13 protein-coding genes are annotated in these 13,499 nt (G+C 65.6%); 11 read left to right on the top strand and 2 right to left on the bottom strand.

The features are described 5' to 3' along the window. Window position 1: 1 nt before the first annotated feature. Window positions 2–2,188, bottom strand: coding sequence for a heavy metal translocating P-type ATPase (locus CHB96_RS19525; protein ID WP_089249320.1), 2,187 nt, complete (start codon window positions 2,186–2,188; stop codon window positions 2–4). A gap of 277 nt (window positions 2,189–2,465) precedes the next feature. Here CHB96_RS19525 and CHB96_RS19520 point away from each other — a divergent pair, with 277 nt between their 5' ends. From CHB96_RS19520 to CHB96_RS19470, 11 genes are all read left to right on the top strand, one after another. Next, on the top strand, window positions 2,466–4,160 hold the full coding sequence (locus CHB96_RS19520) for a cutinase family protein (RefSeq protein WP_089249318.1): 1,695 nt from the start codon (window positions 2,466–2,468) through the stop codon (window positions 4,158–4,160). Window positions 4,161–4,228: 68 nt separating this feature from the next. Next, window positions 4,229–4,672 carry a helix-turn-helix transcriptional regulator gene (locus CHB96_RS19515; RefSeq protein ID WP_089249562.1) on the top strand — a complete coding sequence of 148 codons (444 nt, stop codon included), beginning with the start codon at window positions 4,229–4,231 and terminating at the stop codon, window positions 4,670–4,672. A 19-nt stretch (window positions 4,673–4,691) separates the two neighbouring features. Next, a complete protein-coding gene (locus tag CHB96_RS19510; RefSeq protein ID WP_089249564.1) occupies window positions 4,692–5,099 on the top strand; it encodes a VOC family protein in 408 nt (135 codons plus the stop codon). 40 nt (window positions 5,100–5,139) lie between these two features. Further along, entirely contained in the window at window positions 5,140–5,427 is a 288-nt protein-coding gene (locus CHB96_RS19505; protein ID WP_089249316.1) for an ArsR/SmtB family transcription factor, read from the top strand. Then, the gene (locus CHB96_RS19500; RefSeq protein WP_089249314.1) at window positions 5,424–5,813 is read left to right on the top strand and encodes a VOC family protein; all 390 of its coding nucleotides are present in this window, start codon (window positions 5,424–5,426) and stop codon (window positions 5,811–5,813) included. The genes CHB96_RS19505 and CHB96_RS19500 overlap by 4 nt, the downstream gene beginning before the upstream one ends. 144 nt (window positions 5,814–5,957) lie before the next feature. Continuing rightward, window positions 5,958–6,713: an alpha/beta fold hydrolase gene (locus CHB96_RS19495; RefSeq protein ID WP_089249312.1), complete on the top strand. Its 756-nt coding sequence runs from the start codon at window positions 5,958–5,960 to the stop codon at window positions 6,711–6,713. A 58-nt stretch (window positions 6,714–6,771) separates the two neighbouring features. Continuing rightward, window positions 6,772–7,791, top strand: a complete 1,020-nt coding sequence (locus CHB96_RS19490; protein ID WP_217899966.1) for a FecCD family ABC transporter permease — start codon at window positions 6,772–6,774, stop codon at window positions 7,789–7,791. Next, window positions 7,788–8,861, top strand: coding sequence for a FecCD family ABC transporter permease (locus tag CHB96_RS19485; RefSeq protein ID WP_217899965.1), 1,074 nt, complete (start codon window positions 7,788–7,790; stop codon window positions 8,859–8,861). Before CHB96_RS19490 ends, CHB96_RS19485 begins: the two co-directional genes overlap by 4 nt. Window positions 8,862–8,864: 3 nt before the next feature. Next, window positions 8,865–9,674 (top strand): ABC transporter ATP-binding protein, encoded by an 810-nt coding sequence (locus CHB96_RS19480; protein ID WP_089249308.1) that lies wholly within the window; start codon window positions 8,865–8,867, stop codon window positions 9,672–9,674. Between the two features lie 18 nt (window positions 9,675–9,692). Next, window positions 9,693–10,682: an ABC transporter substrate-binding protein gene (locus CHB96_RS19475; RefSeq protein WP_089249306.1), complete on the top strand. Its 990-nt coding sequence runs from the start codon at window positions 9,693–9,695 to the stop codon at window positions 10,680–10,682. A 76-nt stretch (window positions 10,683–10,758) separates the two neighbouring features. Continuing rightward, the gene (locus CHB96_RS19470) at window positions 10,759–11,925 is read left to right on the top strand and encodes a DUF1444 domain-containing protein (protein ID WP_245865902.1); all 1,167 of its coding nucleotides are present in this window, start codon (window positions 10,759–10,761) and stop codon (window positions 11,923–11,925) included. Here CHB96_RS19470 and amaB read toward each other — a convergent pair whose 3' ends face one another. Continuing rightward, window positions 11,926–13,461 carry an L-piperidine-6-carboxylate dehydrogenase gene (amaB, locus tag CHB96_RS19465; protein ID WP_089249304.1) on the bottom strand — a complete coding sequence of 512 codons (1,536 nt, stop codon included), beginning with the start codon at window positions 13,459–13,461 and terminating at the stop codon, window positions 11,926–11,928. It lies immediately after the preceding gene. Window positions 13,462–13,499 lie beyond the last annotated feature (38 nt).

The following is a 13,499-nucleotide window of genomic DNA, read 5'->3' as shown; positions in this document are numbered from 1 at the left end:
ACTAAGAGGCCCTGAATCGCCGCAAACGCAGACTGTTGCTGACTACGAAGACCGACGAGAACGCCATCGCAGCGCCCGCCAACATCGGGTTCAGCAGGCCCGCTGCGGCAAGAGGAATCGCAGCCACGTTGTACGCGAACGCCCAGAACAGGTTGCCCTTGATGGTCGTCAGAGTTCTCCGGGACAACCGAATAGCATCGCCGACGGCCCGCAGATCCCCACGCACGAGCGTCAGGTCACTGGCCTCGATCGCGACGTCGGTGCCGGTGCCCATCGACAGCCCGAGATCGGCCGTGGCCAGCGCCGCCGCGTCGTTGACGCCATCGCCCACCATCGCGACGACCTTGCCCTCGGACTGGAGCCGCGTGACCGCGTCGACCTTTCCTTCCGGCAGGACGCCTGCGATGACGTGGTCGATTCCGACCTCGGCGGCGATCTTCTTCGCCGCGGCCTCGTTGTCGCCGGTCAGCATGACGGGCGTCAGACCGAGCTCCCGCAATTCGGCGACGGCTTGCTTGGAGGTCGACTTGATCGCATCGGCGACGACGAGGACGCCGCGCGCCCGTCCGTCCCATCCGATCGCGACCGCGGTGCGACCGTCGTTCTCGGCATCGGTCATGGCCTGCTGCAGCTCGGGCGGCAGCGGCGACGACCAATCGGCCAGCAACGACGCACGACCCAGCACGACGGCCCGGCCGTCGACGACTCCGGTGACGCCCGATCCCGCCACGTTCGCGAACTCGTCCACGGGCGACGTCCGCTGAGCCGCATCGGCGATTGCGCGGGCGATCGGGTGTTCGGAGCCTGCCTCGATCGAACCGGCAACGCGCAGAACGTCGTCGGCGTCCTCACTCGGCGCGGGATGGACTGCGAGCAGCGTCATGACACCGGTGGTGACGGTGCCCGTCTTGTCGAGAACGACGGTGTCGATACGACGCGTCGACTCGAGAATCTCGGGACCCTTGATCAGAATCCCCAGCTGCGCTGCGCGACCGGTACCGACCATCAGCGCTGTGGGCGTTGCCAATCCGAGCGCACACGGGCACGCGATGATGAGCACAGCGACTGCGGCAGTGAACGCCGCCGCGACGGAACCTCCAGTGCCGAGCCAGAATCCGAGCGTACCGACGGCGATCGCGATGACGATGGGAACGAAGACTCCGGAGATTCGATCAGCGAGCTTCTGCGCCTGCGCTTTTCCGGTCTGCGCATCCTCGACGAGCTTGGCCATCTGCGCGAGCTGGGTGTCGGATCCGATGCGCGTCGCCTCGACGACGAGCCTGCCGCCGACGTTGACCGTCGCACCGACCACGGCGTCACCCGCCGAGACCTCGACGGGTACGGACTCGCCGGTCAGCATGGACGCGTCGACGGCCGACGCACCCGAATGCACGACGCCATCCGTCGCGATCTTCTCGCCCGGCCGCACCAGAAAGAGGTCACCGACCGCGAGATCGGCTACGGGAACCTGTTTTTCGACGCCATCGCGCAACACTGTCACGTCTTTGGCACCGAGATCGAGCAACGCGCGCAGCGCCGCCCCTGCCCGACGCTTGGATCGCGACTCGAAGTAGCGCCCGGCCAGGATGAACGTCGTGACGCCTGCCGCGGCCTCGAGATAGATGTTCGACGACCCGTCCATCCGCGCGATCGTCAGCTCGAACGGATGCTTCATTCCCGGTGTGCCCGCGGTGCCGAAGAACAGTGCGTACAGCGACCAGCCTAGAGCCGCGAGGGTGCCCATCGAGACGAGTGTGTCCATCGTCGATGTTCCGTGACGCAGATTTGTCCAGGCCGCCTTGTGGAACGGCCACGCACCCCACACGACGACGGGAGCAGCCAGCGTCAGGGACAGCCACTGCCAGTTGGTGAACTGCAACGCCGGAACCATGGCCATCGCGACGACCGGGACCGACAGAACCGCCGAGATCAGTAGACGCTGCTTCATCGGATCGGTCTCGGGCACCTCGGAAGGCTCCTCGGCCGGAAGCGTCGCCGAATATCCCGCGTCCTCGACTGCCTTGATCAGAGTCTCGGTGGGGACGCCGTCACTCGTCACGTGCGCCTTTTCAGTCGCGTAGTTGACCGTCGCTGTCACGCCGTCGAGCTTGTTGAGTTTGCGTTCGATCCGGTTGGCACACGACGCACACGTCATGCCTCCCAGGATCAGTTCCGTGTCAGTGGCCATCGATAACCTGCGCATGTTCGTGTCCGGTCGGCGCGTCACCGATCGGTCCGACGGCGGTCCCGATTGCGTAAGTAGCGAAGAACACCAATGTAATTCCGACTACGTACCCCGCGAGCTTGACCGTCGTTTTCATCACTCCGTTCTACCATACCCCCCTAGGGTATGGGTGTACGAAAATTTCGCCGCGGTGTAACGCGGGGGTCTGGTGGGACGAATTGTCGTGTAGCCCGCCCGCGTATTGCCCCCTTGCAGCGCGGCGAACTGATTGGGATGGAACATGGGTAAACGCCTATCGCCTCGCAAGAACCGTCGGCTGATCACCAGCGCCGTCGCCTTCGTGTCCCTGGGAGCCCTTGCCGTCGGTGCAGCGGTTCTCACGACCGACAAGCTGTCGACGTCGGATGCCGAGGTCGAGCTCGCATCGACCGCGACCTGCTACGACATGGTCAGCATCGCCATCGGCGGACGCGGTGACACGCCGAGCAACAGTGCGACCAAGATGCTGACGACGCCCGACGGGAAGCCTCTTCCCGCTGCACTCGCGGGCGATTTCGAGAGCGACTGGATCGACCAGATGGTCGGAGCTCCCAACAGCGCCGTGAAGCAGGGCTCCTACGCTGCCGTCTACATCGACTACCCGGCCAACCTCGCCACGTACGAGACAGCCGTCGACACCGGTGTGAACAACGCGCAGACCGTCATGAAGGCCATCGTCGCGTCGTGCCCCAAGACGCGTTTCGCCATCGTCGGGTACAGCGAGGGCGCCGACGTCACTCGTCGCACCGCGATGGAGATCGGCAACCAGGTGGCCGACGACAACGGCAAGTACGGAATCGTCGACCCGTCGCAGGTCGTCGGCGTCGTCATCCTCGCCGACGCGGGCCGCACCGACGGTGAATCCGCGTTCCCCGGTTCGGAATCCGGCACCAACCCGGACAACTTCGGTACGAAGTACCAGAACAGCGCCACCGGCCCGTCCGGAGCGGGGGCACTGCCTGCGACGTCGGGCAGCTTCGGTGCACTCGACGGCAGGGTTGCGTCCTTCTGCTCCCAGAGGGACCTGACCTGCGCGATGCCGCAGAACACGTCGTTGCTGCACCTCGCGGCGAACGTCGGACGCCAGCTCGACGTCGACGCAATCCAGCGTGACAACACGCTCACCCCTGCCACCGGCGCCGACATGGCACTGGTTCTCGGACGCATCGCCGGGTTGGCGTTCAACGACATCATGTCTCAGGACAACTGGCTCGCCGGCGACGAGACGTTCCTCCAGGTACTGATCAAGGTGTCCGAGCCCGGATACACGCCGGCCGACCCGACGACGAAGGTAGCCGCGAAGACCGAGACCGAGGAAGGCACGGACACCGAGCCCCTGCCCGCCGAGAGTGCGGTCAACCTGGCTTACCTGCCGTCCAAGATCGCCAAGGAGATCATCGGGCTGATCGGCTCGAACACCGACACCGTCCCGGTGCTCATGAACGATCCGTACGGTCAGACGCTCGGCCCGGGATCGGGAGCTCACTTCGACTACTGGCGTGACTCGGACGCATCGAACGGCAAGCCTTTGACGTCGGCGCAGTACGCCGCGGCGTGGCTCACCCAGTTGGCCAAGGATGCCGAAGCCGGAAAGCCGATAAAGTCGGCGGAGGTTCAGCAGAAGGCGCTTCTGGTCGCTCAGACGCAGACAGTAGCCCCGACGACCACGACGTCGGTCCCGGCCGTGACGGTCTCTCCGGCCGCCCCGGCTCCGGCGCAGGCCGCCGTGGTGCCCGCACCGGTCGAGGTCGTTCCCGCGCCGATCGAGGGCGCTGCTGTCCCGGTCGACGGTGTCGCTGTTCCGGTCGAGGGTGCCGCTGTTCCTGTCGAGGGCGCACCGGTCGTCACGACCGAGACTCCCGTCGCTCCGTCCACGACGGCTGCCCCGGCCACGACGGCAGTCGCACCGACCACGACGGTCCTACCGACTCGCTGATCTTCACTGCCTCTCGGCCCCCATCCGCTCGTCGGGTGGGGGCCGATGTGCGTCTCGGACGTGGAACGATGCGGAGTGTGAAACTCGAACGCGAGGAAGAGCAACGCCTGCGCGACATCACGGCGATGCGACGCGTCCGCGATCGGATCGACCGGGAGTACGCGCAACCGCTGAACGTCGAAGCTCTTGCACGCGGCGCCCACATGTCCGTCGGGCACCTGAGCCGCGAGTTCCGCCGCGTGTACGGCGAATCACCGTATTCGTACCTGATGACACGACGCATCGAACGCGCGATGACACTGCTCCGACGCGGCGATCTCAGCGTCACCGAGGTCTGCTTCGCCGTCGGCTCGTCGTCGCTCGGAACGTTCAGCACGAGGTTCACCGAGTTGGTCGGCGTGCCGCCGAGCGTCTACCGCCGAGACCATTCTCAGGCCGGCGCTGGAATTCCCCCATGCCTGGCCAAACAAGTCACCAGACCGATCAGGAATCGAGAAGCGCGCCCCGGCTAGGTTGTTTAGCGTGATGGACATGAACATCACCATTCACTACACCTTCCTCCCGCACACCGACGCCGAAGCGGCACTTGGCTTCTACCGCGACACTCTGGGATTCGAGGTCCGCAAGGACGTCGGGTACGAGGACATGCGATGGATCACCGTCGGACCTGTCGGCCAACCCGGTACGTCGATCGTGCTGCATCCGCCTGCCGTCGATCCGGGCATCACCGACGACGAGCGTCGCACCATCCTCGATCTGATCGCGAAGGGTGCGTACACGGCCGTCACGCTGGCGACCGACGACCTCGACGGGTTGTTCGAGCGACTTCAGGCAGCCGGGGCCGACGTCATCCAGGAACCGATCGACCAGGACTACGGCGTCCGTGACTGCGCATTCCGTGATCCGGCAGGCAATCTCATCCGCGTCAACCAGCTCTGAGGCGTTGACAGGCAAGTGAGCACTTGCCTATGGTGAGCGGGTGACCGACGCCGAGCTGTTCAAGGCGCTCGCAGATCCGACTCGTCGAACGATCCTCGACGAGTTGGTGCAGCGAGACGGTCAGACGTTGTTCGAACTGTGCACGAGATTGATCATGAATCACGGCAATTCGTCGTCGCGACAAGCTATTTCGCAACATCTCGAAGTCCTGGCCGCAGCGCAGCTGGTTCGCGCCGAACGCCAGGGCCGCTACAAGTTCCTCTACGTCGATACACGCCCACTCGCCCGGATCCAGCAGCGCTGGCCGATCACCCAGGAGCCCTCGTGAAGATCTACATCTCGTCCCTCTTCGTCCCCGATCAGGACAAGGCACTCGACTTCTACACGAACACACTGGGTTTCGTGGTCAAGCACGAGATCCCTGCCGGTGAGTACAAGTGGCTCACCATCGTCAGCGCCGAGAACCCCGACGGGCCAGAGGTCTCCCTCGAACCCGACGTCCATCCGGCCGTCAAGCCGTTCAAGGACGCACTGATGGAGGACGGGATTCCGGCAACGTCGTTCATGGTCGACGACGTGAACACCGAGTACCAGCGGCTCACAGGGCTCGGCGTCGTGTTCACGCAGCAGCCCACCGAAATGGGTGAGATGACCCTCGCGACGTTCGACGACACCTGCGGCAACCTGATCCAGATCGTCAGTACCGGCGAATAGGGTTACTGAAGCTCCATTATCTTGCGAGATTTACCGTTTTCGGGAAATTTCGCAAGATAATGGAGCAAGAAGTTCGGGTCAGTCGAGTATCGGCACGTGAGGGCCAGAGCCGGAAGCGCTCGGCTGTGAGTACTGTCGTCGCTCATGTCCACAGTCCACGCGAACGGCGCCGAGACCTATCACGAGATTCACGGCGACGGAGAACCCGTACTCCTGCTCCACGGCGGCTTCTGCTCGCTCGAAGTGATGCGGCCACAACTGAATTCGCTGTCTCGAAGGTTCCGTGTCCACGCTCCTGAGCGACCGGGGCATGGCCGGACCGCCGACGCCGAAGGGCCGATGAGCTACGCCAAGAACGTCGCTGACACTCTCGCCTACATGGACGAGGTCGGCCTTCGCGACGCCCATGTCGTCGGATTCAGCGACGGCGCAATCATCGGGCTACTGATGGCACTCGACCATCCGGACCGGATCCGGTCGCTCGTCGCGGTCAGCGTCAACCTGCATCCGTCGGGATTCGTCGGAGAGAACAGCGACAACTGGCCCGGGGACAACTCCGATCCGGCTGACCACTATCGCGAACACCATGCACGCCTGTCCCCCGACGGGCCCGATCGCGCGCAGACGGTGCTCGACAAGCTGCAGCACCTGTGGACCACGGAACCGGATATCGACCCGGCACGGTTGGCGGAGGTTCGGATTCCTGCGCTGATCATGGCCGGTGATCGTGACGTGATTCGCGCCGACCACACTCGGACGATCGCTACGTCGTTGCCTCGGGGTCAGATGTGCATCGTTCCGGGTGCAGGCCATGATGTGCTCGAAACGCGTCCGGAACTCGCGAACATGGTTATCGAGCAGTTCATTTCGGACATTTCAGGAACCCGGGCTGCGGACTGAATCACACTGGACGTTGAAGATTGAATGTATTAGGTAAGCGTGTCCTATAGTTCTGCGGGTGCCACCGCCTCTTCGCCCTAGCCCGACGTCACGTCGGTCGAGCGTCCTGCTCGTTCTGGTGCTGGTGTTGGCGGCTGCATGCCTGGCAAGCCTCCTGCTCGGCAGCAACCGGCTGAGCATCGACGCGGTGTTCGACGGACTGATCCACGGCGGAGACACGACACAGGGCGTCGTCGTCTGGGGATCGCGGGTGCCGCGCACGGTCGTCGGAATTCTGGTCGGCGCGTGCCTCGGTGTCGCGGGCGCGCTGATGCAGGGCCACACACGGAATCCCCTGGCCGACCCGGGACTGTTCGGCGTCTCCGCGGGCGCAGGGTTTCTCGTGGTCGTCGGCGTCTCGGCATTCGGGCTGAGCAGCCCCGACAGCTACGTCTGGTTCTCGCTCGTCGGAGCACTGCTGGCCACGGTGGCTGTCTTCGCGATCACCGTCGCAGGCAGCGGCACGGCCAGCCCGGTTCCGCTCGCGCTCGCAGGTTCGGCCGTCTCGGCGCTGCTCGTCGCGTTCACGTCGTTCATCGTGCTGACCGATCGCAGTTCGCTCGAGGCGTACCGGCTATGGGTCGTCGGGTCGCTCACCGGCCGCCAGCTCGACATCGTCTACGCCGTACTGCCGTTCGCGATCGCCGGCTTCGTACTGGCCGCTGCGAACGTACGCGCACTCGACAACCTGTCCCTCGGCGCCGAGATGGCCCGCGGACTCGGTGAGAACATCGTGCTGTCCCGCGTCGTCGGTCTGGGCGCGATCACGCTGCTCACCGCGGCCGCCACCGCCGCCGCAGGCCCGATCGGGTTCGTCGGACTGACGGTTCCCCACGTCGCACGAGCGCTCGTCGGCGCAGGTCACCGCCTTGTTCTACCGGCGTCCGCCCTGATCGGTGCCACTCTGATCCTGATCGCAGACGTCATCGGCCGACTGATCGGCGGGTTCGCCGAGGTCGAGGTCGGCATCGTCCTCGCCGTGGTCGGTGGACCGGTGTTCGTCATGATCGCCCGACGTCGATCGTTGGTCACGCTGTGAGCACCGCAGTCACCAGGAAACCGTGGGCCGCCGGCGTCCGCATCGGACCGGTCGGCGTCGGCTGGAAGCCGCGCGCACTCGTCGCGACGGTCGTGGCACTGGTCGTCGTCCTCGCGTTGTTCGTCTTCAGCATCACCATCGGCGCGGGTGGCCTCGACCCTGCCGCCGTCGTACGAGCTCTCGCCGGTGTCGGCGATTCCGCCGAGCGATTCGTCGTCGTCGAATTGCGTTTGCCCAGAACACTTGTCGGCGCCGTCGTCGGACTCGCGCTCGGAATCGCAGGAGCTCTGACGCAGACTTTCGCGCGAAACCCGTTGGCAACGCCGGACATTCTGGGCGTGACGTCGGGTGCGTCCGTCGGCGCGGTCGCAGCCATCGTCCTGGGCGGCGGCAGTTACGCCGTCGGGAACGGGCTTCTGACCCTGGGCCTTCCGTCGTGCGCGGCCATCGGTGCTGTTGCTGCTGCTGCCGTCGTCTACGGCCTCGGGTGGCGCGGCGGGATCTCCAGCTACCGAATCATCCTGGTAGGCATCGGCGTTGCCGCGACTCTGGACGCCGTCACGAGTTACCTGCTCGTCCGCGCACAGATCTCGCAGGCCGCCGCGGCGTCGCAGTGGCTCGTCGGCAGCGTGTCCAGTGTGTCGTGGTCGACGGTGACACCGCTGGTGACCGTCGTCGTCATCGCAGTTCCGCTGGCTCTTGCGACGTCGGCGGCACTGGCCGTCGGGCAACTGGGTGACGACGTCGCCCGTGGCGTCGGACTCGGTCTGCAATGGCACCGCCTGGTCGTCATCGCGCTCGCCGTCGCACTGACGGCGGCTGCGGTCGCGGCTGCGGGGCCGGTCGGATTCGTCGCGTTCGTCGTACCGCAGATCGCGGTGCGCCTGGCCGGGACCTCTCGGCCGCCGCTCGTGCTGTCGGGCCTGGTCGGAGCGGCGTTGGTGCTGGCCGCCGACACTGCCGCGCGGACTCTGTTCCCGTGGGAGGTGCCGGTCGGCATCATCACGATCGTGATCGGCGCTCCCTACCTCATCTGGCTGCTCGTCCGTCACCGTAAGGAGCTGTCCTAGCTCGTGAACGCACCCGTCCTCGAAGCGCGTGGCCTCACCCTGGCCTACGACAAGCGCACGATCATCGACGACCTGAATCTGTCGATACACCACGGCACCGTCACAACACTGTTGGGCGCCAACGGAAGTGGTAAGTCGACGCTGCTCAAGGCATTCGGCCGTATCCTGACGCCCGCTGCCGGGGAAGTTCTGCTCGACGGTGAACCGATTCGAAAGATGCGCGGCCGCGACGTCGCCAAGAAGCTCGCGATTCTCCCGCAGAACCCCGTAGCGCCTTCGGGCACAACGGTTTTCGATCTCGTCATGCGCGGCCGGAACCCGCATCAAAGCTGGGCACGGCCGTGGTCCGCGGAGGACGCAGCCGTGGCGGAGGCGGCGATCGAGGCCACCGGACTCGCCGACGTCGCAGATCGTGACGTCCTGACGCTCTCCGGCGGACAGCGTCAGCGAGCATGGATCGCACTCGTCGTCGCGCAACAGGCGAGCACGCTGCTGCTCGACGAGCCGACGACGTTCCTCGACCTCAATCACCAACTCGAAGGCCTGCGGCTGCTGCGTCGACTCAATCGCGACCGTGGCACCACCGTTCTGCTCGTGCTGCACGACATTTCGCTCGCTGCGCGGTTCTCGGACCGGCTCGTCGTGCTCGGGACCGACGGCGGAATCGTCGCCGACGGCCCGCCTGCCGAGGTCCTGACCCCCGACCTGCTGCTCGAGGCATTCGACCTGCACGCCCGCGTGATCGACGACCCCGTCACCGGAACGCCCCTCGTAGTACCGGAGGAGGACGACATGTCCGACTCCATCATCTGAGTAGAAGAAGGACAACCCATGTTCGGAAGATCGCGGCTCGGAGCCGCAGCCACAGCACTCGTCGCCGCGTGTGCACTCGTGCTTGCCGGGTGCTCGTCGAGCGACGGTGACACGTCGTCGGATCAGGCGTGGTCGTTCACCGACGACCTCGGCCAGACCGTCACGCTCGATCACGCGCCGGAGCGCATCGCGGGTCAGAACGACCTGCTGGCACCGTTGATGGAATACGGTGTGTCACCCATCGCGTCGTTCGGCTTCTTCTCGATCGAAGAGGACGGGCGTTTCTCCGATTTCGACACCTCGGGCATCACCGAGGTCGGCACGTCGTACGGCGAGATCAACCTGGACGAATTGGCGCTGGCCAAGCCCGACGTCATTCTCGCGACGATCTACCCGATGGACGAGAACGGCACACTGCCCGAGGGCAACCTCCGCTACGGACTGAAGGACCTCGCGCAGCAGGAGCAGCTGGAGAAGATCGCGCCGATCGTCACGATCTACGTCGGCGGCGAAGGCAAGACGGTGCTGGACCGGATCGCCGAGCTCGACACTGCGCTCGGCGCCGACTCCACCCAGGTCGACGCCGCGAAGCAGGAGTTCGACACCGCTTCCCAGGCCCTCACCAGCGCCGCGTCGAAGAGCGAAGTGCTCGTGACGCCGATGTACGCCGACGCGGACGGGCTCTACACCTACAAGGCCGACGACGAACCGACACTGCAGCTGTACAAGTCACTCGGCGTGAACTTCTTCGAGCCGACCCCCGAGGGCTACTACTGGGGCATCTACAGCTGGGAGAACGCCACCGAGGTCACCGGTGACGTCGTACTGCTGGCCAAGGACGGCTACCAGCTCGACGACCTGAAGGCGCAGCGGACGCTCGCAGGCAACCTCGCCCTGAACGCCGGACAGGTTCACCCGTACAACCAGGCGCCGATGGACTACGCGTCCCAGGCGTCGTACATGACCGACCTGGCCGGCTGGATTCAGCAGGACGACGTACTGCGCTGACGCACCCGTGTGCGCGTAGGTAGGTCTACGGACCGACTACGCGCACACCGGCGCGAAGCGCACTACGATCCACCGGGTGGCGGCAAACGACGTGGACCCGAGAGCGCGACTCGCCTACCTCGTGCTCGAACGAATTCGGGTCGAGGGCGGCGCAGATCCGATGTACGACTCCGAGAACTTCGCCGTCTACTACGGCCGCGATGCGGTGCTGTACCTCGACAATCTGTTCGCCGAGACCGCCGGCTACGAGGAAGCCGAGCTGTCCGCCCACATCGAACATTTCATCGCGACGATGATCGCCGCGAACGACGCGCCCGGCAGCTGGGACGCCGCGCTTCCCCGCCTCCGCCCGGTGTTGAAGCCGTCGACGTACACCCTCGGAGCGCCGCCGCCCGGCCTGTTGGTCTCGCGGCGCGTGTTTCCGCTCGTCGACGAGCTCGTCGCCGTCGACACCCCGGGCCGACGCACCATCGTGTCGTGGGAAACGATCTCCGAGTGGGGCGTCGACCCGGCAACGGTGTTCTCGGCAGCCCGCTCCAATCTCGCGACCATCACCGTGCACGCCGATCCGACGAAGGGCCGTGCCGTGCAACGGCTCGTCGACAGCGGCAACAGCTACTTTACGTCCTGGCTGCTCGATCCCGGATGGCTCGCGTCGCATCGCAACCGATTCGGCTGCGCCCCTGTCGCTTTCGTGCCCGACGTCGACACCATCTTCGTCGTTCCCAGCGACGACCCCGACATCCTCGCGCGGCATTTCGCCCTCGTGGAGCAGCAGTACACGCACACCGCACGCGGACTGTCACCCCAGGCGTACACCGTCGACGACGACGGCACGATCGTCACGTTCGACGCGGTCCAACCCGACAGCGTCGACGCGGCACGGGCGCGCTGCGTCCACATCGCACGCGAGTACGACGCCCAATCCGATTGGCTGCGAAGCCAGTACGGTCTCGACGGGACGCCGGGCGTGGTCGGGAACGTCACGGTCACGACAACACCGTTCGGGCCGCGGACCGTGACCATCTGGGACGAGGGCGCCGACTGCCTGCTCCCGCAGACCGACCTCGTGGCCTTCTGCAGTCGGTCGTCGGACACCTTCTACGTGCAGTTCGAGGACGTCGCGCGGATCACCGGCATCGTCCCCACCCCCGGTATCGAACCCGGTCGCTTCCACGTCACAGCATGGCCCGACGCGGGAACCGTCGAACAACTGCGCGCACACGGCATTCCGCTGTCCTAGCTACGTGAACTTCACACCCTGAGCCAGCGGCAGTTCGTTCGAGTAGTTCACCGTGTTGGTCGACCGCCGCATGTAGGACTTCCATGCATCCGAACCGGATTCGCGCCCGCCGCCGGTGTCCTTCTCACCGCCGAACGCGCCACCGATCTCGGCGCCCGACGGGCCGATGTTGACATTCGCGATGCCGCAGTCCGAACCGGCTACCGACAGGAACCTCTCGGCCTCACGGAGATCCGTCGTGAAGATCGACGACGAAAGACCCTGCGGGACATCGTTGTGCAGAGCGATGGCCTCGTCGAGCGTGTCGTACGTGAGGACGTACAGGATCGGTGCGAAGGTCTCGTGCTTCACGATGTCGGTCTGAGCGGGCATCGTGATCACGGTCGGCTGCACGTAGTACGCGTACTCACCGAATTCGTCGACCCGCGCACCACCCGCGCGAACAGTGCCACCGTCGGCGACTGCGGCATCCACAGCCTTCTGGAAACCGGCGAATGCAGGCGCGTCGATCAACGGCCCGACCAGTGTGTCCGAATTCAAAGGTGAACCGATGGACAAGGTGTCGTAGGCGCGGGCGATTCTGTCGACGAGCTCGTCGGCGATCGACGAGTGTGCGATGACACGCCGAAGCGTCGTACAGCGTTGTCCCGCAGTGCCTGCCGCGGAGAAGACGATCCCGCGCGTCGTGAGATCGAGATCCGCGGACGGCGTCACGATCGCCGCATTGTTGCCACCGAGTTCGAGCAGCACGCGCCCGAACCGTTCGGCGACACGCGGCGCGACGGCCCGGCCCATGCGGGTCGATCCCGTCGCCGACAGAAGGGCGACACGCGGATCGTCCACGAGCGCCTGACCGGATGCCCGATCACCGATGATCAGTTGCGCCACTGCCGGATTCACACCCGCGCGCGCAGCGGCACGTTCGAACAGCGCCTGCACACCGAGCGCGGTCAACGGCGTCTTCTCCGACGGCTTCCACACCACCGTGTCACCGGCGACCAACGCCAGCACTGCATTCCACGACCACACGGCAACCGGGAAGTTGAACGCGGTGATGACACCGACGACACCGAGGGGATGCCACTGCTCCATCATGCGATGGCCCGGTCGCTCGGTGGCGATCGTGTTGCCGTAGAGCTGCCGAGACAGCCCGACGCCGAAGTCGCAGATGTCGATCATCTCCTGCACCTCACCGAGGCCCTCGGACACGATCTTTCCCGCTTCGATCGACACGAGGGCTCCGAGGTCGTCCTTGTGTTCGCGCAGCAATTCGCCGAGTTCACGCACCAGACCGCCTCGCACAGGGGCCGGCACGGTCGACCACTCGGCGAACGCGGCTTTCGCGTCGGCAACAACGGCGTCGACGTCGGACGCGTCGGCGGTGCGGAGCGACGCCAGATTTCCGCCCGTGATGGGCGAGCGCGCGACGATGCTCGCATGCGACCGGGGCACATCGAGATCCGCATCGACACCGAGGCGGGCCAGAATCGCGCGCGTCCGGACGCTCACGTCGTCATGGGTTACGGGTACAGACATGCCTCGAACTTAGTCGACATCCTGCCTCACCGAATTTT

The sequence above is a fragment of the Rhodococcoides kyotonense genome (assembly GCF_900188125.1).
In the GTDB taxonomy this organism is placed as follows: domain Bacteria; phylum Actinomycetota; class Actinomycetes; order Mycobacteriales; family Mycobacteriaceae; genus Rhodococcoides; species Rhodococcoides kyotonense.
Note: the sequence above shows the minus strand (reverse complement) of the source record. Positions and strands in the feature narration are given on the sequence as shown.